Genomic DNA, 22,860 nt, shown 5'->3' with positions numbered 1-22,860 from the left:
ACCCCGATCTCAGTCGGCGATCAGTCGTTCAGGCGGCGGCCCGCCACGACGACCTGCACCCGCTGGAACTCCTTCAGCTCGGTGTACCCGGAGGTCGCCATCGCGCGGCGCAGCGCCCCGATCAGGTTCATCGAGCCGTCGGCGACGTGGGAGGGGCCGTGCAGGATCTGCTCCATCGTCCCGATCGTGCCGAGGTCGAGCCGGGTGCCGCGCGGGACGTCGCCGTGGTGGGCCTCGCTGCCCCAGTGGTAGCCGCCCCCGGGCGCCTCGGAGGAGCGGGCGAACGGCGAGCCGACCATGACCGCGTCGGAGCCGCAGGCGAACGCCTTGGCGATGTCGCCGCTGTTGACCATGCCGCCGTCGGCGATCACGTGGACGTAGCGTCCGCCGGACTCGTCCATGTAGTCGCGGCGGGCGGCGGCCACGTCGGCGACCGCGGTCGCCATCGGCACCGCCACACCGAGCACCGTGCGGGTGGTGTGGCCGGAGCCGCCGCCGAACCCGACGAGCACACCCGCGGCGCCGGTCCGCATCAGGTGCAGCGCGGCGGTGTAGGTGGAGCAGCCGCCGACGATCACCGGGACGTCCAGCTCGTAGATGAACTGCTTGAGGTTGAGCGGCTCGGCCCGTCCGGACACGTGCTCGGCCGAGACCGTGGTGCCGCGGATCACGAACAGGTCGACGCCCGCGTCGATCACGGCCTTGTGGAACTGCGCGGTGCGCTGCGGCGACAGCCGCGCCGCCACCGTCACCCCCGCCTCGCGGATCTCGGCGATCCGGCGGCCGATCAGCTCCTCCTTGATCGGCTCGGCGTAGATCTCCTGGAGCCGGTGGGTGGCGCGGAGGTCGTCCAGCGAGGCGATCTCGGCGAGCAGCGGGCTCGGGTCGTCGTAGCGCGTCCACAGCCCTTCGAGGTCGAGGACGGCCAGGCCGCCCAGGCGGCCGACCGCGATCGCGGTGGCCGGGCTGACCACGCTGTCCATCGGCGCGACGACCAGCGGCATCTCGAAGCGGTAGGCGTCGATCTGCCAGGCGACGCTGACCTCCTCCGGGTCGCGCGTCCGGCGGGACGGCACGATGCCGATGTCGTCGAAGGCGTACGCCCGACGGCCGCTCTTGCCCCGGCCGATCTCCACCTCAGCAGCCACTGCGCCCTTCCTTACGTGATCCGAGTCCCGCCGGTGGCGGGAGCGAGCCCCGGAAGAGCTTACGTCAGCTCAGCGGCCCTGGTAGTTGGGGGCCTCCACGGTCATCTGGATGTCGTGCGGGTGGCTCTCCCGCAGGCCCGCCGGGCTGATCCGCATGAGCTGCCCGCGCTCCTGGAGCTCGGGGACCGTGCGGGTGCCCGCGTACCACATCGACTGGTGCAGCCCGCCGACGAGCTGGTGGGCGACGTTGGCGAGCGGGCCGCGGTAGGGCACCTGCCCCTCGACGCCCTCGGGGATCAGCTTCTCCTCGCTGCTGACGTCGGCCTGGGCGTAGCGGTCCTTGGAGAAGGACCCGCCGCGCTCCCGGTTGCGCATCGCGCCGAGCGACCCCATCCCCCGGTAGGACTTGTACTGCTTGCCGTGGACGAAGATCAGCTCGCCCGGCGACTCCTCGATCCCCGCGAGCAGGCTGCCGAGCATGACCGTGTCGGCGCCCGCGACCAGGGCCTTGGCGATGTCGCCGGAGTACTGGATGCCGCCGTCCCCGATCACCGGGATGCCCGCCTCGTGGGCCGCGCGGGCCGCCTCGAAGATCGCCGTGATCTGCGGCACGCCCACCCCGGCCACGACGCGGGTCGTACAGATCGAGCCGGGGCCGACGCCCACCTTGACCGCGTCGGCGCCCGCCTCCGCGAGGAGCTTCGCCCCCGCGTAGGTCGCGACGTTCCCGCCGACGACCTGGACGTGCGCCGCGTTCGCCTTGATCGCGGCGATCGTGTCGGCGACGCCCTTGGAGTGGCCGTGCGCGGTGTCGACGATCACGACGTCGGTGCCCGCGTCGATCAGCGCCCGCGCGCGGCGGATCGCGTCCTCGCCGACGCCCACCGCCGCCGCCACCAGCAGCCGTCCGTCGGCGTCCTTGGTGGAGGCGGGGTACTGCTCGCTCTTGGTGAAGTCCTTGGTGGTGATCAGGCCGCGCAGCCGGCCCTCGCCGTCCACCAGCGGGAGCTTCTCGACCTTGTTGCCCGCCAGCAGGGCGAACGCCTCGTCCTTGGTCACCTCGACCGGCGCGGTGACCAGCGGCATCGGCGTCATGACCTCGCGCACCGGACGGGAGGGGTCGGTCTCGAAGCGCATGTCGCGGTTGGTCACGATGCCGACCAGCACGCCCCGCACGTCGGTCACCGGCACGCCGGAGATCCGGTAGCGGGCGCACAGCTCCTCGACGTCGGCGAGCGTCGCGTCCGGCATGCAGGTCACCGGATTGGTGATCATCCCGGCCTCCGAGCGCTTCACCCGGTCGGCCTGCTCGGCCTGCTCCTCGATCGGCATGTTGCGGTGCAGGACGCCGATACCGCCCTGGCGCGCCATCGCCACCGCCGTGCGCGCCTCGGTCACGGTGTCCATCGCCGCCGACACCAGCGGGATCCGCAGCGAGATCTCGCGGGTCAGCCGCGTCGTCGTGTCGGCCTCGCCGGGTTGCAGGTCGGAGTAGCCCGGCAGCAGCAGCACGTCGTCGAAGGTCAGACCCTGCGGGAGGAACTTGGCGGGCTCGGCTGCGGGGTTCATGACTACCTTCCCGTAGAGGTGGCGGTATCGGGCCAGGTCACGGCGACCCTGTCCCCATGGTAGGGCGTGACGCGCCGCACGGCGGGGCGGTTGCGCGAGCGGGCGAGTGGCGTTGGCGACACCCGGGGCGCACACGCAGCGTTCCCGCCGCCCGCGCATGCGTGCACTCTGGGTGATTGTTTGCGCACGGGGAGGCCCAGGGGGTGCACCTGCCGGTGCGTCGCGCAGTAGCGTGGGACCGTGCACGACGATGCCCCGCTCGACCCGTTCGCCGGAGATCCGGAGGATCCGGCGGCGTCGCTCGGCGACCCCGGCGACGACACCGCGCCGCTCAGCGTGGCGGAGCGGGAGGACGTGCTGGCCGATCTCGCCGACCTGGAGGTCTTCCGCGCCCTGCTGGAACCCCTCGGCGTGCGGGGCCTCACCGTCGACTGCGGCGACTGCGGCAAGCTCCACTACATCGACTGGGAGCTGCTGCACGGCAACCTGCGGCACCTGCTCGACCAGGGCCTGCCCCGCGTGCACGAGCCCGCGATGTCCCCCGACCCCGTCGACTACGTGAGCTGGGAGTACGCGCGCGGGTACGTGGACGGCGTCATCGACAGCGAAGAGGGCCGCGACGACTGACCCGCCGCCGCCCTAGGGGCGGTCGTGGGGAGTCTGGTAGGCGGTCGGCTGCCCTTTCGGGTCCTGCTCCTGCCCCTCGCCGGTCGGCGTGGTCGGCTCGGGCGTCGAGCCCTCGGGCGTCGGCTGCTCCTGGGACGGCTGGGGCTGCTGGGGCGTCTGCGTCGGCCGGCCGGGCTCGCCCGACTGGCGGGGCGGCCCGGGGGTGCCCGGCTGCCCGGGCACGTACTCGCCGTTCTCGTTCGGGCCCTGCCGTCCGGGCTGGCCGTGCCCGCCCTCCTCGCCGCACCGGCCGGGCTGGACGCGCTGGTGGGCGCACGGCTGGGCGGGCGGGGGCGCGTACACCGGGGCCTCGGGAACGCGGCCGGGACGGTAGTGCCGCGAATAGGTCCGCTCCAGCCGCTGCTTGAAGCGCTCGTATTCGAGCCGCCTGTCGTCGACGACGCGTCCCGGGCGGGCATCGGGCGCGGGGCCCGACGCACCGGGCTGCCGCGCGCCGCCGTGGCGCGCGGCGTCGGTGTCGCGGCCGTCGGCCCGGTCGGACGGGCCGGGCGTGCGCGACGCGGGCGCGGCGGACGGATGACCGCCCATCTCCCCGCCCGCGGCGGCGACGCCGGTGCTGGCGAGCATGGCGCCCGCCACGCCCAGCGCGACGATCGTGCGGGGGCCGCGGCGGCGCGGGCCGGGCCCGGAGGGCGACGGCTCGGGGGCGTCGCGGGCGGGTTCGGGGGTGGCCTGGGGCGGCTCGTCCACGTCGGTGACGAGCGCGTGCAGCAGCCGGACGGCGGGGTCGCCGTACTCAGCCGCGGACGTCGCCGCGGAACCGGCAGCGCGCCGCTCCGCCAGCTCCTCGATGAGCGCGTCGGTACGGCGCACCGCGCTCAGGTCTGCGGGCAGCGGGACCTGCGGCCGGCCACCCGGCGGCGGGGAATCGCCGGAATGCGAAGGCTCGGCCGGATCCGGGGCGCCAGGGCTCCGTTCCGTCAAGCGATCGACTCCTCTCTCGCCATCGCCCGCAGCCGGGCGAGCGCCCGGTGCTGCGCGACCCGTACCGCCCCCGCGGACATGCCCAGCACATTACCGGTCTCCTCCGCCGACAGACCCGCCACCACGCGCAGCAGCACCAGCTCGCGCTGGTGGTCCGGCAGCCGCGTCAGCAGATCACGGGCACGCTGGGCCTCGATGTAGCGGACGACCGTCTCCTCGGGGCCCGGCCGGTCGTCGGGGCCGTCGGGCAGGTCCTCGGTGGGCACGGCCGCGCGGACCGCGCTGCGCAGCGCGTCCGCGATCTTGTGGGAGGCGATGCCGAAGACGAAGGAGGCGAACGGGCGCCCCATGTCGCGGTAGCGGGGCAGCGCCGACAGGACGGCGATGCAGACCTCCTGCGCCACGTCGTCGGCGGCGTGGTACTGCCCGGAGACCCGGCCGAGGCGGGCGCGGCAGTAGCGGACCACCATCGGGCGGACCTCGCCGATCAGCACCTCGATCGCGCCCGGGTCGCCCTGGACGGCGAGCGAGGTCAGCTCCTTGAGGTCGCCGTCCCCGGCCTTCGCGGCGCGCAGCAGACGAACCCCGCGCCCTGGATCGCGGGGCGGCGGGGGTGCCGGCCCCCGTGAGGGTTCGTCAGCGCGCGCGGTCACGGTCCCGGCGTAGCATCCCTCGGTCACGTCAAGCATGATGCCCAGCGCCGCCGGGCGTGTCTCCACTGTCCTCGGCAACGGAATGGTCACAGTGCGGGGACGAGGCTCCAATTACCACACAACGCGGTCATGTGATCGCGGTCCGTGTCTAAAACGTTGCTCCTTGAGAAACTTGCACCAAAACATCCGCCTCGCTTCCGGCAGATGATGCGGACACCTCCCGGCGCGCGAGACCCCCGTCCGGAAACCGGACGGGGGTCCTGTCGACCTTCCGGGGCGGGCGGAGCGTTCACCCGCCCGCCCCCGCGACCGCGATCGGGCCCGTAGGCCGGGCCCGCCACCCGCGTGGGCCGGTGCCGCGTGGGTCAGTGGCCGTGCCCGTGCCCGTGGCCGTGCCCGCCGGCGGCGGCCTCGTCGGCCTCCTCCGGCTTCTCGACGACGAGCGCCTCGGTGGTGAGCAGCATGCCCGCGATCGAGGCGGCGTTGGTGACCGCCGAGCGGGTGACCTTCACCGGGTCGATGACGCCCTGGGCGACCAGGTCGCCGTACTCGCCGGTGGCGGCGTTGTAGCCGTGGCCCGCCTGCAGCTCCTGCACCTTGGAGACGACGACGTAGCCCTCCTGGCCGGCGTTCTCGGAGATCCAGCGCAGCGGCTCGACCAGCGCGCGGCGGACGGCCTCCGCGCCGGTGGCCTCGTCGCCGGACAGGCCGAGGGTGTCGAAGCCCTCCTTGGCCACGTGCACCAGCGCGCTGCCGCCGCCGGAGACGATGCCCTCCTCGATCGCCGCGCGGGTCGCCGAGATGGCGTCCTCCAGGCGGTGCTTCTTCTCCTTCAGCTCCACCTCGGTGGCGGCGCCGACGCGCAGCACGCACACGCCGCCCGACAGCTTGGCGAGGCGCTCCTGGAGCTTCTCGCGGTCCCAGTCGGAGTCGGAGTTGTCGATCTCGACCTTGATCTGGTTGACCCGCGCCGCGATGTCGTCCGAGGAGCCCTCACCGTCGACGATGGTGGTGGCGTCCTTGGTGACGGTGATGCGGCGGGCGCGGCCGAGGTCCTCCAGGCCGATGGAGTCGAGCTTGAGGCCGATGGCCTCGCTGACGACCTGGCCGCCGGTGAGGGTGGCCATGTCGCCCAGCATCGCCTTGCGGCGGTCGCCGAAGCCCGGCGCCTTCACGCCGACGGAGGTGAAGGTGCCGCGGATCTTGTTGGCGACCAGCAGCGCCAGGGCCTCGCCCTCGACGTCCTCGGCCACCACGAGCAGCGGCTTCTTGGTCTGGGCGACCTTCTCGGCCAGCGGCAGGAACTCCTGCACGTTGGAGATCTTGCCGTCCACGATGAGCACGTAGGCGTCCTCCAGGACGGCCTCCATGCGCTCGGGGTCGGTCACCATGTGCGGCGACAGGTAGCCCTTGTCGAACTGGAGGCCCTCGGTGAACTCCAGCTCCAGGCCCATCGTGTGGGCCTCCTCGACGGTGATGACGCCGTCCTTGCCGACCTTCTCGAACGCCTCGGCGATCAGCTCGCCGATCTGCGCGTCCTGCGCGGAGATGGTCGCGACGTGCGCGATCTCGCTCTTCTCCTCGACCTCGCGGGCCGACTTGAGGAGCTGGTCGGACACGTACTGGGCGGCGGTGTCGATGCCGCGCTTGAGGCTCAGCGGCGAGGCGCCCGCGGCCACGTTGCGGGTGCCCTCGCGGACCAGCGCCTGCGCGAGCACGGTCGCCGTGGTGGTGCCGTCGCCCGCGATGTCGTTGGTCTTGGTCGCCACTTCCTTGGCGAGCTGGGCCCCGAGGTTCTCATAGGGGTCCTCCAGCTCCACCTCGCGGGCGATGGTGACGCCGTCGTTGGTGATCGTCGGCGCGCCGAACTTCTTGTCGATGACGACGTTGCGGCCGCGCGGGCCGATCGTCACCTTGACGGCGTCCGCGAGAGCGTTGACGCCGCGCTCAAGAGCCCGGCGCGCGTCCTCCTCGAACTCCAGGATCTTCGCCATGCGGATACTCCTTGTTCACGCGATCCGCCCCGGCCACCCCGCCGAAGGCGGCGCGGACCGGGGCGGGTGCATCACGTCTCGGTGATTACTTCTCGATGACCGCGAGGACGTCGCGGGCCGAGAGAACGAGGTAGTCCTCGTTGTTGTACTTGACCTCGGTGCCGCCGTACTTGCTGTAGAGCACGACCTCGCCGACCTTGACGTCGACGGGCACGCGCTCGCCCTTGTCGTCGACGCGACCCGGGCCAACGGCAAGGACGGTGCCCTCCTGGGGCTTCTCCTTGGCGGTGTCCGGAATCACCAGGCCCGACGCGGTGGTGGTCTCGGCCTCAAGCGGCTGGACGACGATGCGGTCCTCAAGCGGCTTGAGAACAACCTTGGTGGCGGTCGTCACGATCTGACCTCCCCTTCGATTGGTCCTCGGCCGGCCACGGCTGACCGACCGGCACATGTGACAGAAGAGGCGACCCTGGACCGGCCTGTCGTCGCGGGTGCCAGACCGACCTTGTCGCTGTGTTTGGCACTCTCGCGGTGAGAGTGCCAGTGTGGAGACTATTCCGTGCCCGGTAGCCCGTCAACACGGACACGAAGGCGCCGGTCGGACGGCCGCGCGGCGTTCACGGGGCGATAACTTCCAGCTTATGGACATCGCGTCGTTCCGGGCCCTGCTGACCCCCGAGGGGCAGGACGTCCTGGAGGAGGCCGCCGCCGCGGACCTCGGCGAGGGCGCGCTGCTCGGCACGGCGTCGCGGCTGCGCGGGCGGCACGATCCCGCGCTGGTCGCGGCCGCGCTGACGCAGGCGCGGTTCCGCGAACGCGCGCTGGCCAAGTTCGGACGGGACGCCCGCCGCATGTACTTCACCCAGGCCGGGCTCGAACAGTCGACCCGGGCGAGCGTGGCGGCGCACCGCACGCGCCGGTTCGCCGGACGCTCCGGGGCGACGCTCGAACTGGGGTGCGGGATAGGCGCCGACCTGATCGCCCGAGCGCGCGCCGGCCTCGCCGGGGACGGCGTGGAGATCGACCCGCTGACGGCCGAGGTGGCGAGGGCGAACGTGGCCGCGTTCGGGTTGGAGGACGTCGCGTCCGTCCGGGTGGGGGACGCGACAGAGGAGCGAACGGATGGCTATGCGGCCGTCTTCGCCGATCCGGGGCGCCGTACCGCGCGCGGCCGCGTCTTCGATCCGCGTTCCTATGAGCCGCCGCTCGACACGGTCCTGGAAATGGCGGGACGGGTTCCGGCCGCATGCGTGAAGGTCGCGCCCGGGATTCCGCACGAGACCGTACCGGAGGGCGCCGAAGCGGAGTGGGTGTCGGTCGGAGGGGACGTGAAGGAGGCCGCCCTGTGGATGGGCGACCTCGCGGGAGACGTGGGCCGCAGGGCGACGCTGCTCCCCAACGACACCTCGTCCGGCGCTCTGGAGGAGGGGCACACGCTCACGCCGGGCGGGCTGGGCGATCCGGACGTGCGCCCCTGGGGCCGGTTTCTCTACGAGCCCGACGGCGCGGTGATCCGCGCGCATCTGGTCGCGGAGGTCGCCGACCTGGTCGGCGGCGGGCTGGCCGATCCGCGGATCGCCTACGTCACCTCCGACGTGCTGCGTCCGACGCCGTTCGCCGCCGCCTACGAGATCGAGGACGTGCTGCCGTTCTCGGTGAAGCGGCTGCGCGCGGAACTGCGCCGCCGCGAGGTCGGCGTGCTGACGGTCAAGAAGCGCGGCTCGGCCGTGGACGTCGACCGGCTGCGCCGCGACCTCGGCTTCGGCGGGCGCCGCAAGCCCGAAGGGGGCGCGCTGACGGTCGTGGTGACCCGCGTCGGCGACGCCCCGGTGGCGCTGCTGACCCGCCCGGACGCGGCGCCCGGCCGCTAATCGGGCCAAAGATCTTCCGCGCGGACGGGGAACGCCAAGCGGTCCCGGGCGACGCGCCACGGCGGCGCAAATCATCGGCGTATTCCGGCATTGCGTTGTCCACGGTTCTCCCCTTCCCGGCAAGACCGGGGCCCGGCGCGGGAATCGGTTCCGCCGGGATCCTCAGGCGAAGAAACACCAAGGCAGGTTCAGCCGCCGGGCGGCGGGCACACCCAAATGCGACTCTGAAATGGCCCGCCGCCGACAGGCGGACGGCGCGCCCCGGCCGGCGCCCACCGCGCCGACCGTCCGCGAGCCGGGACGCGAACTGACGATGTTGGACGAGATGTACGGACAGAACCCCGCCGCGAACCCGGCCGCGCATGCCCCGCACCCCCGCGCGGCACCGTACATGACCCGACCAACCCCCCGATGACCGACTAATCAGAAATTTCCCTCACGCCCTGCGAACCATCGCTTTTCCCCTCAATGGGATAACAGGCACATTCCGCAGAACTCACAATGTTCCCAGCTCCCCGTTTTCGTGGCGGTGCCCACGCACTACAGTGGCGACTTCACGATTCAATGCCGTGCGCCAATTCGTCGCGTCGGCACACGAAGGAGCATCGGGTGGAAACGAATCACAACTTCCTGCAGACGGGGGGTCAACCGGTCTCGGATCGGATGCGGGAGTTGCTCGCCCGTGCGGCGCAGGACCACGTCTACGAACAGCGCTCCCAGGGCCAGGTCCTGGACGAGATCCGCCAGCGGCTCGAAGGCATGGAGTGGCTGCTCCGCGAGGTCCGCGAGCGGGAGCTGAGCGGGCTGACCGGGCAGATCGACAGCGTTCGCGGGCAGGTCGACGACCTGTCCAGCAAGCCCCCGGAGTGGGCCGAGGGGCTGGCCGAGCACATCGAGGCGTTCGGCGAGCGGGTCAAGCCCGTCGCCGAGCTCCCCGCGCTGTGGGCCGACGTGGGCGTCGTCGCCGAGAACGTCGACGAGGGCCTGACGCGCATCCAGGCCGTCCTCGACTCCGCGCAGCACATCACCGAGGCCACGCAGCAGGCCGCGCAGCGCATGGACGAGATGGCCAAGCGGCTCGACCGGCTCCAGGGCAGCATGGAGGCCGCGTCCGTCCGCTTCAACCGGCTCGACAAGTCGCTCGCCGAACTCGGCCACCGGTCCGAGCGGCTGGAGCACTCGATCAACGGCGTCACGGCGCGGGTCGACCAGGCGCTCGGTGAGATGGCCGAGCGGATGGAGCAGGGGCTTGAGGCCGTCAACGGCCGGGTCGAGGGCGTCGGCGGCCGGCTGGACGGCCTCGACGGGCGCCTCGACGGCGTCGACGGGCGGCTGGAGGGCCTGTCGGGCAAGCTCGGCAGCCTCGACGGCCGGTTCGAGAGCATCGACGGACGCCTGGAGGGCGTGGGCGAGCGGATCGGGCGGCTCCCGGCCACGCTGGAGATCTCCGAGCTGCACCGGCTGCTGGGCGAGCTGGCGCGGCGGCCGGCGGTCGACCACGGCGACCGGTTCGACGCGCTGGAGAAGCACCTGGCCGAGGCCGTCGACCCGCTGATCGAGGAGCTGCGCGCCCGCCCGGACCGCGACGAGGTCAAGGCGACGATGTCGGAGATCGCCGAGACCGCCTACAGCGACGTCGCCAAGCGCATGGACGAGTTCTCCCGCCGCTTCGAGGACGTGCACGACGACGTCCGCAAGCGGATCGAGGGCATCCACGAGGAGGTCGCCAAGCGGGTCGACGGCGCGCTGGAGGAGTTCACCAACCAGGTCGACCTCGTCTCCCGCCGGGTCGAGGCGGTGCACATCGACATGACCAAGCAGGTCGAGTCGGTGCACAACGAGATGGCGCGGCAGGTCAACGGCGTCCACGACGACTTCGGCAAGCGCATCGGCGACATCCACGAGGACGTCACGCGCCAGGTCGGCACGATCCACGAGGACGTCGCCAAGCAGGTCGGCGACATCCAGGAGGACGTCGCCCGGCACGTCGGCGGCGTGCAGGAGGAGTTCGCGCGGCGGGTCGAGGGCATGCAGGACGAGGCCGGACGCCGCGCCGAGGCCGCGCGGGTCGAGTTCGCCAAGCGCTTCTCCCGCGTCGAGGACGAGGTCGGCAAGAAGGTCGACGGCGTCCACGAGGAGGTCTCCAAGCAGGTCAACGCGGTGCACGAGGACGTGCTGAAGCGGCTGTCCACGCTGGAGGAGACGATGCTCGCGCTCGCCGAGGCGCTGCTGCGCCCGCGCCGCGAGGGCGGCAAGGACTGAGCCGGCCCGGGGTGGGGGCGTGCCGCGGCGGCGACGCGGCCCCACCCGCCGATCCTCCGGGCGCCCCGCCCCCGCACCGGAGGATCTTGATCAAGGCACGTCGATGACGTGCAGAATGTTACGTTCCGTCTTCGCAAAATCACTCCCAATACCCTTCGGAATCCGTTTTCATGGATCTCGTGACCCACACTCCGGCTCCGACCGCGCCAGCCCGCGCCCAGCTCGGCCCGACCACCCTGCGCTGGGTGGAGGGCTGCCTGGGCAAGGGCGCCGAGGTGCGGATGATCCGGCCGCTGGCGGGCGGCACCGCCCACGCCAACCACGCGCTGCTCGTGGAGACCCCCTCGGGCACCGCCCACCGGCTCGTCCTGCGCCGCTGGACGCCGCGCGACGCCGTCCCCGCCGAGGCCGTGCCCGCGTCCGAGCGCGGGCCCACCGCGCGCCGCTGCTACGGCGACACCGAGTTCTCACCCGAGCGGGAGATCGCCGCGCTGGCGCTGCTGGCGGGCTGCCCGATCCCGACGCCCTCGCTGGTGGCCGCCGACCCGTCCGGCGCGTACTGCGACGTGCCCGCGCTGCTGATCACGCGGCTGGTCGGGCATCCGCCCCGGCCCGCGCCCGACGACCTGCCCGAGTACCTGATCCAGCTCGCGGCCGCGCTGCTGGCCGTGCACGCGCTGAACGGCGCGTCCACGATGCCCCCCTACGTGCCCTACAACCGGCTCGACGTGCGGGTCCCGCCCCGGCACGCGCTGCGCCCCGGCCTGTGGGACCGCGCGTTCGAGCTGGCCTCGGGCCCGCCGCCGTGCGCGCCCGCCCGGTTCATCCACCGCGACTACCACGCCGACAACACGCTGTGGTCCTACGGGAAGCTCACCGGCGTCGTCGACTGGTCGGACGCCTCGTCCGGCCCGATCGCGGTCGACATCGCGCGGATGCGCTGCGGCCTCGTCGTGCGGTACGGGCCGCGCGTCGCCGAGCGGTTCCTGGCGGCCTTCGACCAGGTGTCGGGCGGCTACGAGCACGACCCGTACTGGGACCTGCGCTGCCTCCTGGACCTGCTGCCCGAGGAGGAGGGCCGCGTCCTGGACGAGGCGAAGGTCCCCCTGCTGGAGGACCACCTCGCCGGGCTGGTCGCCGCGCTCAGCGCGTGATCGTCCTCAGCGCCTGACCCTCAGCAGCGCCTGACCGTCCTCAGAGCGTGATCGACTCGATCGGCAGGCTGGAGTCGGCCGGAAGCTCCAGGTCGGACGGCGCGAGCCCCGAGGCGACCAGCTCCGACCCGAGCGCCGCGACCATCGCGCCGTTGTCGGTGCACAGCTTCGGGCGCGGCACCCGCAGCCGGACCCCGGCGGCCGCGCACCGCTCCGCCGCGAGCGCCCGCAGCCGCGAGTTCGCCGCGACGCCGCCGCCGATCAGCAGGTCGTGCACGCCGTTGTCCTTGCAGACCTTGAGCGCCTTCTGGGTGAGGACGTCCACCACGGCCTCCTGGAACGACGCGGCGACATCCGCGACCGGCACCGGCTCCCCGGCCCGCTCCCTGGCCTCCACCCACCGCGCGACGGCCGTCTTGAGCCCGGAGAACGAGAAGTCGTAGGTGCCGTCGTTGTACTTGCCGCGCGGGAACGCGATCGCGGCGGGGTCGCCCTCGCGCGCCAGCCGGTCGATCACGGGCCCGCCGGGGAAGCCCAGGTCCAGGACCCGCGCGACCTTGTCGAACGCCTCGCCCGCCGCGTCGTCCACGGTGGCGCCGAGGGAGCGGACGTCGCTCGCCACGTCCGGGACCAGCAGCAGCGAGGAGTGCCCGCCCGAGACGAGCATCGCCACGCACGGCTTGGGCAGCGGCCCGTGTTCGAGCTGGTCGACGCACACGTGCGCGGCCAGGTGGTTGACGCCGTAGAGCGGCTTGCCGAGCGAGAGCGCGTACGCCTTCGCGGCGGCCACCCCGACCATCAGCGCGCCCGGCAGCCCCGGGCCCGCCGTCACCGCGAACGCGTCGACGTCGGCGAAGGACACGCCCGCGTCGGCCAGCGCCCGCTCCACGGTCGGCGCCATCGCCTCCAGGTGCGCGCGCGAGGCGACCTCGGGCACGACCCCGCCGAACCGCGCGTGCTGGTCGACGCTGGAGGCGATCGCGTCCGCGAGCAGCGTGTGCCCGCGCACGATGCCGACGCCGGTCTCGTCGCAGGACGTCTCGATGCCGAGCACCAGCGGCTCGTCGCGAATCATCACATCTCCCGTGAGAAGCCCACGGGACGGCGATGCAGCACCCGCCGCATCACGATCGCGTCCACGTTCGCGGGCTGGTAGTAGCGTCTGCGGACGCCGACCCGGCCGAACCCGAACCGCTCGTAGAGCCGCCGGGCGCCGTCGTTGTCGGCGCGCACCTCAAGGAACACCGCCTCGCTCTCGCGGCGGACGGCCTCGTCGATCAGCGCGGTCAGCAGCGCGCCGCCGATGCCGCCGCCGCGCCGGTCGGCGCGGACCCCGATCGTCTGCACGTCGGCCTGCCCGCCCGCGACCGCGAGGCCCGCGTAGCCGACGATCTCGCCGCCGGTCTCCTCGGCGACGACGTAGTGCCTGGTCCTCGGCTGCTCGGCGAGCTCGTCCCGGAGCATGCCCTCGCTCCAGGCGTCCTCGGGGAACAGCACCGACTCCAGCGCGTGGACGGAGGGGAGGTCCGCCCCGGTCATCGGGCGCAGGACGACGTCGCTCACGCCGGGGTCACCTTCTTGCGCGGCCCCGGCTCCTTCGCGTCGGGACGGCGCAGGTAGAGCGGCTCGGGCGGGAGCAGGGGGAGGCCCTTGAGCCCGGCCAGCCGCGCCACGGCCAGTTCGGCGAGCGCCGTCGCCGTCGGCAGCAGCGGCTCGTGGCCGGTGTCGCCGAACGTCTCCGGGTACAGGGCCGCGCCCTCGCCCACGACGGGCAGGCCCTCGGGCGCGCCGTCCAGGACGTCCGCCGCCGGGCCCACGGCCGGGTCGGTGGCGCGGGCGCGGCACGAGGCGTACCGGGCCCAGTAGACCTCCTTGCGGCGGGCGTCGGTGGCGACGGCGAACGGCTCGTCGCGCCCGGTGGCCGAGGCGATGACGTCCAGCGTGCAGACGCCGTGCACGGGGACGCCGAGGGCCTCCCCCATCGCCTGCGCGGTGACCAGGCCGACCCGCAGCCCGGTGTAGGGGCCGGGGCCGACGCCGACGGCGATCGCGCTCAGATCGGCGGGCGCGGCACCCGCGTCGGCCATCACCTGCGCGATGGACGGCGTGAGCAGCTCGGTGTGCCTGCGCCGGTCGACGGCCTCCGCGGCCCCCCTGGGCACGGCGCCCTCGCCGGGGGTCCACTCGTACAGGGCCACGGTGATCGCGGCGGTAGCGGTGTCGAAAGCCAGAACCAGCACGAGGCCAGTTTAGGAGGACGCGAGGTCAGGTCAGGTTTCGCAGCACGGCCCTGACCGCCTCCACGGCCCCGTCCACGGCCGCGTCGGCGGGGAGGGGGTCGCGCTCGTCCGACCCCGCGTAGTGGACGGTGACCAGCACGTTGATGGCGCGGATGTTGGCGATGGCCTCGCCCGAACCCTGGCCCTCGTCCACGCTGTAGACGGCGTAGCCCTCGTCGCCGACATCGTTCAGACCGCGCTTCTCGGTGAGTTCCCGGCCCGCCGGAAGCCCCTTGCCCGACTCGTCGTCCTCGCGCTCGGAGGCGAAGGCGGTGCGGGCGGCGTCGGTCGGCGTCCGCTGGGCGGCGGCGGCGATCGCGCGGAGCTCGACGGTGAGCTGCCGCTTGCGGTCGCCGGTGTAGGTGCCCCAGACGCACTGGTTCTGCCGGTCGTCGGCCTGGTATCCGTCGGCCTGGTTGCGCGCGGCGCCCGGCGCGAGCCGTCCGGCGAGGTCGTCGCCCACCAGCGTGCACGCGTCGGGGACCAGGGACCGCTCGGCTTTGATCGTCGGGGTGCCGGTCATCGGGGCGCTCTCGGTGGCGCCGTTGCCCACGGCCCGGCCGGACGCGCCGCCGTCGCCGCCGCCGAGGAGGGCGAACGCGGCGGCCGCGCACGCGACGACGCCGGTCCCGACCCCGGCCAGCATGATCGCTGCCCGGCGCCGGCGGTGCGGACGGCGCTCGCGGACGGCGCGGTGGCTGCCGCTCCGGCGGCCCTCCTGGCCGTTCCGGGGGGTGTGGGGGGTCGTCTCCCCGCCAGAGCTGTATCTGTCGCTGCCGCTCACCTGATCCCACTCCTGCTTGCGAAATCTGATTTGTCGCGAGGTGAGGTTCGTTCCGGCAAAGAGTACGACATGTCCCGACTGTGGAGTTCAGTCGGACTAATGGACCGTTGAAAGGATCTTCCGCGGCGTTCAGCCGAGGTCGAGCTCCAGGTCGGACCAGCGATCACCGATACCCGTGATCGTTACTTCGCGGTCCTCGGCGGGCCCGTCCGAACGAGAAATGATCACTTCCAGCCGGTCGTCGGCGAGGCCCTCGGCGAGCCCTTCCCCCCATTCCACGATCGTCACCGATTCCTCGACGGAGGCGTCGAGATCGAGGTCGTCCAGCTCGGCGAAACCGCCCAGCCGGTAGGCGTCGACGTGGACCAGCGCCGGCCCGCCCGCGAGCGAGGGGTGCACCCGCGCGATCACGAACGTCGGCGAGGTGACCGGCCCGCGCACCTTCAGCCCCTCGCCGATCCCCTGCGTGAGCGTCGTCTTGCCCGCCCCGAGGCTGCCGGTGAGCACGAGCAGGTCCCCGGCGGCGAGCTTGCCCGCCAGCCGGACCCCGAGCTCCCGCATCTCCGCCGACGTCGGGACGGCGACAGTGATCCCCTTCACGCTCCCACCCTTCACGCGGTGCGCTCCTCGTTGCGGCCGGGTTCGTCGCGGCCGGGTTCGTCGCGGCCGGATTCGTCGCGGCCGGATTCGTCGCGGCCGGATTCGTCGCGGCCGGATTCGTCGCGGCCGGATTCGTCGCGGCCGGATTCGTCGCGGCCCGGACGGGCGCGGGCGATCAGGCGGCGCAGGCCGCCGGTGACCACGCCCGGGTACTCCAGCGGCAGGACGTGGCCCGCCTCGTCCACCTCCACCAGTTCCGCGTCCGGGAGCGCCTCGGCGATGCGGCGGCCGTGCGCGGCGGGGGTCAGCCGGTCCTTGCCGCCCGCGAGCACGAGGACGGGCACCCGCCCCATCGCCTCCAGCGCGGCGGCCTTGTCGTGCCCGGCCAGCGCCGGGTAGAACTCGGCGATCACGTCGATCGGGGTGGCCCTGATCAGCTGCTCCAGGAAGTCGACGACCGTGGGGCTGACCTGCTTGTCGGCGAAGGCCATCTTGCGGGTGACGACGAACGCCAGGTCGGCGCTCAGCCCGCGCGCCCGGTCGACCAGGTCGGCGCGGCGGCCGAGGCCGCGCAGCGCCCGGGGCGCCAGCGGGCGGACGAGCTTGGCCAGCACCAGCGGCAGCCCGAGCGTCAGCTCCGCGAGGTCCCCGCACGAGGTGTTGACCAGCGCCGCCCCGACCACCCGGTCGCCGAACAGCTCGGGGTGCCGGTCGGCCAGCGCCATGATCGACATACCGCCCATCGAATGCCCGACGAGCACGACCGGCCCCTCGGGGGCGGCCGCGGTGAGCACCGCGTACAGGTCCTCGCCGGTCTGCTCGATGGTCGCGCGCAGCGGGTCGCTGCGGCCGCTGCGGCCGTGGCTGCGCTGGTCCCAGAAGACCATCCGCAGGCCGCGCAGGTCGCGGCGCTGGTAGTGCCACGCGTCCTGGTTGAGCGTGTAGCCGTGGCAGAAGACGACGGTCAGGTCGGCGGCGGCGCCGGCGCCGGCGCCGTCGATCTCGACGTGCAGTGGCAGGTCGTCGTCCGCGAGGACGGTCAGCTCCTCGCCGCGCAGCGTGCCGAAGGGCTCGTCGGCGTCGGGGTCGGGGCGCAGCCGTACCCGGCCGACGGCGAGGCGGCGCAGGCCGACGGCCGCGCCCACCCCGGCCGCGCCGACGCCCGCGACGGCACCGGCGATGCCGATCCTGCGCCTGTTCCTGCTGTCCATGCGCGCGTCCCCTACACCGCCCGGCCGGAGTACGCCCTCGGCACCCGGATCCCGATGCGGGTGACGATCTCATACGAGATCGTTCCAAGGGCGTCCGCCCAGTCCTGCGCGGTGGGCTCGCCCTGGTCGCCGGGGCCGAAGAGGACGATCTCGTCGCCGGGGGCCATGTCGTCGTCCCCGAGGTCGATGACGAACTGGTCCATGCAGACGCGCCCGGCGATCGTGCGCCGCCGCCCCGCCGCGAGCACCTCCAGGAGGTTCGAGCCGTGCCTCGGGATACCGTCCCCGTACCCGGCCGGAACGAGCGCGAGCGTCGTCTCGCGCTCGGTGGTGTAGGTGAGGCCGTAGGACACGCCGCTGCCCGCCGCGACCCGCTTGACCAGCGCCGCGCTGGCGGCGAGCGTCATCGCGGGGCGCAGCCCGAACGTCCCGACCGACGGCATCGGCGTCAGCCCGTAGGCCGCGATCCCGGGCCGGACGATGTCGAACCGCGACTCCGGCAGCGTCAGCGTCGCCGCCGAGTTCGCGATGTGCCGCACCTCGAACCGCGCGCCGACCCGCTCGGCGTGCCGGGTCATCGCGCCGAAGGCGTCGAGCTGCGCCGCGATCGAGGGGTGGCCGAGCTCGTCCGCGCAGGCGAAGTGGGACATGATCCCGACGACCCGCAGGTGCCCGGACGCCTCGGCCTTCAGCGCCGCGTCCACCAGCGCGGGCCAGTCGCGCTCCCCGGCGCCGCCCCGGCTCATGCCGGTGTCGGCCTTGAGGTGGATCCGCGCCGGACGCCCGGCCCGCTCGGCCGCCCCGGCGACCTCCTCCACCATCCACACCGCACCGACGGCCAGGTCGACGTCGCGCGCCACGGCCTCCTCGTACGGCTCGCCGGGGACGCCCAGGCACACCAGGGTCCGGACCTCGACCCCGGCCTCGCGCAGCCGCAGCGCCTCGGCGAGCTTGGCCACGCCGAGCCAGGTAGCGCCGCCCGCGACGGCGGCGCGGCCGGCCTCGACCAGCCCGTGCCCGTAGGCCTCGGCCTTGACCATGGCCATGACCTCGGCGTCTCCCGCGCGCTCGCGCAGCAGACCGATGTTGTCGCCGATCGCGTCGAGATCGACGCGAGCCTCCGCTGAAACCCTCATGGCCACCCAGTGTGCCGTCATCTGTGCCGTGCCCGGGGCATACCGCCCCAGCTCACGCCCCCGACCGCGCCCTCCGCGGGCACCCAGGGTGCCCTCTACCCGCTTTGACGTCCATGTCCCCACCGTTGTTCGGGCCCCATCCGCCCCAGCTCGCACCGGCCTCAGCCCGCACCGGCCCCGGCCACGCTCCGGAACGCCTCGGGAAGTGCGGTGACCACGTCGGCGGCCGTGATCGGGGCCTCGCCGTGCCAGGGCTCGCCGTCCACGTAGGGCCCGGCGGAGGCCAGGCGGGCGGCGAGGCCGTGCAGGTAGGCCCCGGCGGCCGCCGCGTCCAGCGCGGGCATGCCGCCCGCGAGCAGGGCGCCGATCAGGCCGGACAGGACGTCGCCGGTACCCGCCGCCGCCAGCCGGGGCGTCCCGGTCGGGTTGACGCGGACGGGCCGGTCCTGCTCGGCGACCAGCGTCGTCGAGCCCTTGAGCAGGACGGTCGCGGGCAGCTCGGCGGCGGCGCCGCGCACGTGCTCCAGCCGGGACGCCTCGATCGCCTCGCGGCTGGCGCCGACCAGGCGCGACAGCTCGCCCGCGTGCGGGGTGAGCACGGTCGGCGCGGCGCGCCGCAGCAGGTCGCGGCGCCGGGCGAGGACCGTGAGCCCGTCGGCGTCCACGAGGACGGGCAGCTCGGTGCCGAGCACGGCCTCCAGCAGCGACTCGGCGGCCTGGCCGGTGCCGAGCCCGGGGCCGATCACCCAGGACTGGACGCGGCCGACCTTCGCCAGCGCCGCGCCGTCGCCGGGTTCGATCACGGTCGTGACGGCCTCGGGCCAGTTCCGCCGGACCAGCTCGACCGGGTGACGCACCGAGGCGAAGCGGACCATGCCCGCCCCGCCGCGCAGCGCGCCGCCGGTGCACAGGACGGCCGCGCCGGTGAACTCCTCGCCGCCCGCGAGGATGCCGACGACGCCGCGCCGGTACTTGTCGGACTCGGGGCCCGGCTCCGGCGGGCGGACGTCGGCGGCGCGCGGGGCCACCACGTCCGGGTCGGGCAGCTCGGGCCCGAGCCCGATGTCGACCAGCTCCACTACGCCGCAGTAGGACGCGCCGGGGTCGATGAGCAGCCCGGGTTTGTGGGTGCCGAACGTGACCGTGACGTCGGCCTGGACGGCGGCGCCCGCGACCCGTCCGGTGCCCGCGTCCACGCCGCTCGGCACGTCGCAGGCGACGACCGTCCCGAGCGCCCGGGACGCCCGCGCCGCCAGCGTCGCGTGGGGCTCGCGCAGGCCGCCGAACCCGCCGATCCCGGTGAGCCCGTCGATGATCAGATCGGCGGCGGCGATCGCGTCCGCGCCCTCCTCCCCGTCGTCGCGCAGCCGCCCGCCCGCGCCCAGCAGCGCCGCCAGGCCGCCCGCGTGGATCCTGGCCCCGGCCCGGACGGCCTCGACCCGCGCGCCCCGGCGGGCCAGCCTGGCGCCCGCGTACAGGGCGTCGCCGCCGTTGTCGCCGCCGCCGACCAGCAGCACGACGCGCGCGCCGTAGACGGCGGGCAGCAGCCCGGCGCAGACCGACGCCAGCCCGGCGGCGGCGCGCTGCATCAGCGTGCCCTCCGGGAGGCGGGCCATGAGCGCCTGCTCCGCCGCCCGCACCTTGCCGACCTCGTGCGCGTACCTCATCGCCGGCTCCTCTGGCCTCGACTCCGCCCGCCCCTCGCCGCCTCCGGGCGATCACATACTTAGAGTGCCACGGGGACGCGCTCCGCAACCGTGTGAAATATGCGCTGCAAGTTACGACGTCATGTGCGCAAAATAATCTCCCGCCGTAGAATCATGGTCCATCGGTCCGATGTGTTCGCACTGCCGTGCCCCCGTGCGGCAGAATGCGGCCTGAACAGTCCGTCCAGGACTGGAGAGGCTCCGGCAATGAGCACTTCCCGAGGTCCCTCCGTCCGGCAACGTCGGCTCGCCGCCGAACTCCGCAGGCTGCGCGAACGCAGAAGCCTCACCGGGGACGAGGTGGCCGAGCGGCTCACCTGGTCGACCGCCAAGGTGAGCCGGATCGAGAACGCGCGGACCGGCGCGAAGATCAGTGACGTGCACCGCCTGCTCGACCTCTATGAGATCGACGGCTCGCGCAGGGACGACCTCATCTCCCTCGCGCACGCCGCCGCCGAGCGGGACTGGTGGGAGGACTACCGCGACCTGCCGAGCCCGCTCGCGGACTTCATCGCGCTGGAGGCGGAGGCCACGGCCGTCCGGGAGTGGGGAAGCACCGTCTTCCCGGGGCTGCTGCAGACCGAGGCCTACGCCCGGCACGTGATCGGCGGGTGGAGCGCCCTCGCCACGCTGCCGCCCCAGGAGCTGGAGCGTCGGGTCGAGGTGCGGATGCGGCGCCAGGAACTCCTGCGCCGCGACCGCCCGCTGGAGCTCGCGGTGGTCATGGACGAGGCCGTTCTCTGCCGCCGGATCGGCGACCGGAAGGTCATGCGCGAGCAGCTTGAGCATCTTCTCCGGATGAGTGGGCTTCCGAACGTGACCGTGCAGATACTGCCACTCGACATCGCGCACTCGGTGTTGGCGGAAACGTTTATCCTGCTGGAATTCTCGCCGGTGCATGACATCACCTTTCCTGATATCGTGCACACCGAATCTCTGACAATCAGCCACTTTGCGGATGAGACCGTTACGTATATGTACAGGCTCGCCTATATGAATCTCGCTGGTCAGGCATGGGACGCCGCCGAGTCGAGGCGGCGCATCATCGAGGCCAGGGATGCCTGGTGACGGGCCGCGGAGTGGCCTTCACCATGTGAAAGGCACCTAGTGTCCCCTTTCGCCACTCCTGCTCCGCATTGGCGGAGAAGCGCCCACTGCGGGGCGAGCAACACGTGCGTCGAAGTGGCCGCACTGGCCGGTCCGTCCCTTTTCGTCGGGGCACGGGACGCGAAGCACGGAACGCAGAGCCCGGTTCTGTCATTCTCCCGGGGAGAGTGGCGGGACTTCGTCGGACGAGCCAAGAAGGGCGAATTCGACCTGGGCTGACGGCGCGCTGACGGCACGCCGATGGCATGAGAGGGCGGGCCCCGCGTCCCCGAGGGACGAGGCGGGGCCCGTGCCGAACGAACCGGGCCCGGAGGGGAGTGACACCCCCTCCGGGCCCGGTTCGCGGTCGGCTCATCCGAAACCCTCGTACTACCTCGCCGCTCCCGCCCCACCGGCCCCTCCCGCCCGCCCCTCCCCACCCGCGCCCGGTGATCTTGTTACCTTGTGCTCAGGCACCGGCAGCGCGGCCGCGGGCAGATGCAACTTTCAAGGCAGGAGCCGGAATGAGTTTCGATGCGACACCGCCCGCCCGATGGCGAAAGAGCGCCCGATGCGGCGCCAGCAATGGATGCGTCGAGGTCATGCGGCTGGACACCGGCATGATCTGTGTCCGCGACGGAACCCGCGCGGACGAGGAGGCCGCCGGCGTCCTGGAGTTCGCCGCCCCGGAATGGCGGCTTTTCGCCGCCCAGGCGAGGGGCGGCCGATTCGACCGGGCATGAGAATTGCGCACGGACTGAGATTCTCAATTCAATGGGGAATTGAGTGACGCGGCGTGTTCAGGCGATACGGACGCCTTTGGGGACGCGGTACAGCGGCGTCCGCAACCGGGACGCGCTGACCCATACGGCGCCCGCGCCGAGGACGAGGTCGAACGCCAGCCCGAACGGCCACACCGGCGGCCCGTCGGACCGCTCCGCATAGGAGGGGCGGTAATGGCCGTCGTCCAGGCGCAGCCGCCGCACGCCGCGGCTGATCGAGCCGAGCGGGTCGTTCGGCGGCGCCTCGTAGTAGTCCACGCGATGGCCCCCGGAGCCGGCGCCCTCGTCGATGATGATGCGGCGCTTGGGCAGGCTCGGCGCCGCGTCCGCGAGGATGACGACGGGGTTGGGCGCCAGCAGCCACCAGATCCGGTCGGTGCGGTCGTTGTCGTAGCCGTCGACCCCCTGCTCGGAGGTGATCGGGACCGCGATCGTGAACAGCAGCGGCGTCCCCACGATCAGCGCGAACACCGTCAGGTAGGACAGCAGCACCGAGGTGATGCTGCGCGCCAGCAGCGCCGACCAGCCCTGCGAGATCGCGCAGACGACGCCGATCAGCAGGGCGGTGACGAGCAGGACGGCCACGGCGCGCATCGGCCCGATCGCGCCCTCGGCGACCGGCCACAGCAGCGAGGGCACCGTGAGCAGCAGCACGACCAGCCCCGTCCCCCAGGACGCGGCGAGCTTGCCGAACGCGATGTCGCCGGGCGCGAGCGGGGTGACCTGGAGGGTGGCGAGCGTGCCGCGCTCGCGGTCGCCGTTGATCGACTGGGCGCTCAGCGCCGGGGTGATCAGCAGCGTGAGCACCAGCACCGCGAGCAGCACGCCGCCGAACATCGGCACGCCCGGGCTCCCGTAGCGGGACGTGGAGTCGGCCTCCAGCGCCAGCCGGAACAGCAGGGCCAGCCCGTTGACCACCGCGAACCAGACGGCGAGCAGCACCCGCCAGCGGCCCGTCCGCAGCCGGGTCCGAATCTCCTGCCGCGCCACCAGGGCGGCCCCGCGCGCCGTCAT

General features: G+C 73.2%; 22 protein-coding genes. 7 read left to right on the top strand and 15 right to left on the bottom strand.

The features are described 5' to 3' along the window. Positions 1–20: 20 nt before the first annotated feature. Positions 21–1,136, bottom strand: coding sequence for a GuaB3 family IMP dehydrogenase-related protein (locus KLI87_RS20300; protein WP_214618585.1), 1,116 nt, complete (start codon positions 1,134–1,136; stop codon positions 21–23). Between the two features lie 81 nt (positions 1,137–1,217). After that, complete coding sequence (gene guaB, locus KLI87_RS20295; protein WP_156219693.1) at positions 1,218–2,717, bottom strand: IMP dehydrogenase; 1,500 nt, start codon at positions 2,715–2,717, stop codon at positions 1,218–1,220. A 240-nt stretch (positions 2,718–2,957) separates the two neighbouring features. Here guaB and KLI87_RS20290 point away from each other — a divergent pair, with 240 nt between their 5' ends. Further along, positions 2,958–3,344, top strand: coding sequence for a DUF5319 domain-containing protein (locus KLI87_RS20290; RefSeq protein ID WP_214618267.1), 387 nt, complete (start codon positions 2,958–2,960; stop codon positions 3,342–3,344). 12 nt (positions 3,345–3,356) lie between these two features. On the opposite strand, the gene KLI87_RS20285 is transcribed toward KLI87_RS20290, so the two are convergent. From KLI87_RS20285 to groES, 4 genes are all read right to left on the bottom strand, one after another. Continuing rightward, complete coding sequence (locus KLI87_RS20285; RefSeq protein ID WP_214618266.1) at positions 3,357–4,217, bottom strand: hypothetical protein; 861 nt, start codon at positions 4,215–4,217, stop codon at positions 3,357–3,359. A gap of 107 nt (positions 4,218–4,324) precedes the next feature. Further along, entirely contained in the window at positions 4,325–5,017 is a 693-nt protein-coding gene (locus KLI87_RS20280) for a sigma-70 family RNA polymerase sigma factor (protein WP_372492413.1), read from the bottom strand. 329 nt (positions 5,018–5,346) lie between these two features. Then, positions 5,347–6,975, bottom strand: a complete 1,629-nt coding sequence (gene groL / locus KLI87_RS20275; RefSeq protein ID WP_156219696.1) for a chaperonin GroEL — start codon at positions 6,973–6,975, stop codon at positions 5,347–5,349. Between the two features lie 85 nt (positions 6,976–7,060). After that, positions 7,061–7,372, bottom strand: coding sequence for a co-chaperone GroES (groES, locus tag KLI87_RS20270; RefSeq protein ID WP_205717442.1), 312 nt, complete (start codon positions 7,370–7,372; stop codon positions 7,061–7,063). Positions 7,373–7,616: 244 nt separating this feature from the next. On the opposite strand from groES, the gene KLI87_RS20265 reads away from it, so the two are divergent. From KLI87_RS20265 to KLI87_RS20255, 3 genes are all read left to right on the top strand, one after another. Then, positions 7,617–8,846 (top strand): SAM-dependent methyltransferase, encoded by a 1,230-nt coding sequence (locus tag KLI87_RS20265; protein ID WP_214618265.1) that lies wholly within the window; start codon positions 7,617–7,619, stop codon positions 8,844–8,846. Positions 8,847–9,509: 663 nt separating this feature from the next. Continuing rightward, entirely contained in the window at positions 9,510–11,108 is a 1,599-nt protein-coding gene (locus KLI87_RS20260; protein WP_156219871.1) for an apolipoprotein A1/A4/E domain-containing protein, read from the top strand. 170 nt (positions 11,109–11,278) lie between these two features. Then, entirely contained in the window at positions 11,279–12,262 is a 984-nt protein-coding gene (locus tag KLI87_RS20255; protein ID WP_214618263.1) for a phosphotransferase family protein, read from the top strand. Positions 12,263–12,302: 40 nt separating this feature from the next. Here KLI87_RS20255 and tsaD read toward each other — a convergent pair whose 3' ends face one another. From tsaD to KLI87_RS20215, 8 genes are all read right to left on the bottom strand, one after another. Beyond that, positions 12,303–13,337: a tRNA (adenosine(37)-N6)-threonylcarbamoyltransferase complex transferase subunit TsaD gene (gene tsaD, locus KLI87_RS20250; RefSeq protein WP_214618262.1), complete on the bottom strand. Its 1,035-nt coding sequence runs from the start codon at positions 13,335–13,337 to the stop codon at positions 12,303–12,305. Beyond that, a complete protein-coding gene (rimI, locus tag KLI87_RS20245) occupies positions 13,337–13,825 on the bottom strand; it encodes a ribosomal protein S18-alanine N-acetyltransferase (protein WP_308166085.1) in 489 nt (162 codons plus the stop codon). The genes tsaD and rimI overlap by 1 nt, the downstream gene beginning before the upstream one ends. Further along, the gene (tsaB, locus tag KLI87_RS20240) at positions 13,822–14,502 is read right to left on the bottom strand and encodes a tRNA (adenosine(37)-N6)-threonylcarbamoyltransferase complex dimerization subunit type 1 TsaB (RefSeq protein ID WP_214618261.1); all 681 of its coding nucleotides are present in this window, start codon (positions 14,500–14,502) and stop codon (positions 13,822–13,824) included. The genes rimI and tsaB overlap by 4 nt, the downstream gene beginning before the upstream one ends. A 25-nt stretch (positions 14,503–14,527) precedes the next feature. Next, the gene (locus KLI87_RS20235; RefSeq protein ID WP_156219704.1) at positions 14,528–15,325 is read right to left on the bottom strand and encodes a hypothetical protein; all 798 of its coding nucleotides are present in this window, start codon (positions 15,323–15,325) and stop codon (positions 14,528–14,530) included. Between the two features lie 129 nt (positions 15,326–15,454). Next, on the bottom strand, positions 15,455–15,886 hold the full coding sequence (gene tsaE, locus KLI87_RS20230; protein WP_156219874.1) for a tRNA (adenosine(37)-N6)-threonylcarbamoyltransferase complex ATPase subunit type 1 TsaE: 432 nt from the start codon (positions 15,884–15,886) through the stop codon (positions 15,455–15,457). 50 nt (positions 15,887–15,936) lie between these two features. Beyond that, positions 15,937–17,136 (bottom strand): alpha/beta fold hydrolase, encoded by a 1,200-nt coding sequence (locus KLI87_RS20225; RefSeq protein WP_214618260.1) that lies wholly within the window; start codon positions 17,134–17,136, stop codon positions 15,937–15,939. 11 nt (positions 17,137–17,147) lie between these two features. Next, positions 17,148–18,272, bottom strand: a complete 1,125-nt coding sequence (alr, locus tag KLI87_RS20220) for an alanine racemase (protein WP_214618259.1) — start codon at positions 18,270–18,272, stop codon at positions 17,148–17,150. Between the two features lie 161 nt (positions 18,273–18,433). Continuing rightward, a complete protein-coding gene (locus KLI87_RS20215) occupies positions 18,434–19,939 on the bottom strand; it encodes an NAD(P)H-hydrate dehydratase (RefSeq protein ID WP_214618258.1) in 1,506 nt (501 codons plus the stop codon). Between the two features lie 246 nt (positions 19,940–20,185). Here KLI87_RS20215 and KLI87_RS20210 point away from each other — a divergent pair, with 246 nt between their 5' ends. Genes KLI87_RS20210 through KLI87_RS41585 form a run of 3 tightly spaced genes read left to right on the top strand, consistent with a single transcriptional unit; the run spans position 20,186 to position 21,807 of the window. Beyond that, the gene (locus KLI87_RS20210) at positions 20,186–21,046 is read left to right on the top strand and encodes a helix-turn-helix transcriptional regulator (RefSeq protein WP_214618257.1); all 861 of its coding nucleotides are present in this window, start codon (positions 20,186–20,188) and stop codon (positions 21,044–21,046) included. Positions 21,047–21,085: 39 nt separating this feature from the next. Next, positions 21,086–21,304 (top strand): DUF397 domain-containing protein, encoded by a 219-nt coding sequence (locus KLI87_RS40200; protein WP_214618256.1) that lies wholly within the window; start codon positions 21,086–21,088, stop codon positions 21,302–21,304. A gap of 26 nt (positions 21,305–21,330) precedes the next feature. Next, positions 21,331–21,807: a DUF397 domain-containing protein gene (locus KLI87_RS41585; protein ID WP_308166084.1), complete on the top strand. Its 477-nt coding sequence runs from the start codon at positions 21,331–21,333 to the stop codon at positions 21,805–21,807. Positions 21,808–21,864: 57 nt separating this feature from the next. Here KLI87_RS41585 and KLI87_RS20195 read toward each other — a convergent pair whose 3' ends face one another. Continuing rightward, the gene (locus KLI87_RS20195; protein WP_214618255.1) at positions 21,865–22,860 is read right to left on the bottom strand and encodes an ABC transporter permease; all 996 of its coding nucleotides are present in this window, start codon (positions 22,858–22,860) and stop codon (positions 21,865–21,867) included.

The sequence above is a fragment of the Actinomadura sp. NEAU-AAG7 genome (assembly GCF_018603865.1).
GTDB classification, from domain to species: domain Bacteria; phylum Actinomycetota; class Actinomycetes; order Streptosporangiales; family Streptosporangiaceae; genus Spirillospora; species Spirillospora litoris.
Note: the sequence above shows the minus strand (reverse complement) of the source record. Positions and strands in the feature narration are given on the sequence as shown.

Excerpts from the sequence above, each read along its gene's own strand:
- KLI87_RS20195 (WP_214618255.1), bottom strand. The coding sequence starts at position 22,860 with ATGACGGCGCGCGGGGCCGCCCTGGTGGCGCGGCAGGAGATTCGGACC.
- KLI87_RS20210 (WP_214618257.1), top strand. The coding sequence starts at position 20,186 with ATGAGCACTTCCCGAGGTCCCTCCGTCCGGCAACGTCGGCTCGCCGCC.
- KLI87_RS20255 (WP_214618263.1), top strand. The coding sequence starts at position 11,279 with ATGGATCTCGTGACCCACACTCCGGCTCCGACCGCGCCAGCCCGCGCC.
- KLI87_RS20225 (WP_214618260.1), bottom strand. The coding sequence starts at position 17,136 with ATGGACAGCAGGAACAGGCGCAGGATCGGCATCGCCGGTGCCGTCGCG.
- tsaD (WP_214618262.1), bottom strand. The coding sequence starts at position 13,337 with ATGATTCGCGACGAGCCGCTGGTGCTCGGCATCGAGACGTCCTGCGAC.
- KLI87_RS20265 (WP_214618265.1), top strand. The coding sequence starts at position 7,617 with ATGGACATCGCGTCGTTCCGGGCCCTGCTGACCCCCGAGGGGCAGGAC.
- KLI87_RS20215 (WP_214618258.1), bottom strand. The coding sequence starts at position 19,939 with ATGAGGTACGCGCACGAGGTCGGCAAGGTGCGGGCGGCGGAGCAGGCG.
- guaB (WP_156219693.1), bottom strand. The coding sequence starts at position 2,717 with ATGAACCCCGCAGCCGAGCCCGCCAAGTTCCTCCCGCAGGGTCTGACC.
- groL (WP_156219696.1), bottom strand. The coding sequence starts at position 6,975 with ATGGCGAAGATCCTGGAGTTCGAGGAGGACGCGCGCCGGGCTCTTGAG.
- KLI87_RS20280 (WP_372492413.1), bottom strand. The coding sequence starts at position 5,017 with ATGCTTGACGTGACCGAGGGATGCTACGCCGGGACCGTGACCGCGCGC.
- KLI87_RS20260 (WP_156219871.1), top strand. The coding sequence starts at position 9,510 with ATGCGGGAGTTGCTCGCCCGTGCGGCGCAGGACCACGTCTACGAACAG.
- KLI87_RS41585 (WP_308166084.1), top strand. The coding sequence starts at position 21,331 with ATGAGAGGGCGGGCCCCGCGTCCCCGAGGGACGAGGCGGGGCCCGTGC.
- tsaE (WP_156219874.1), bottom strand. The coding sequence starts at position 15,886 with ATGCGGGAGCTCGGGGTCCGGCTGGCGGGCAAGCTCGCCGCCGGGGAC.
- alr (WP_214618259.1), bottom strand. The coding sequence starts at position 18,272 with ATGAGGGTTTCAGCGGAGGCTCGCGTCGATCTCGACGCGATCGGCGAC.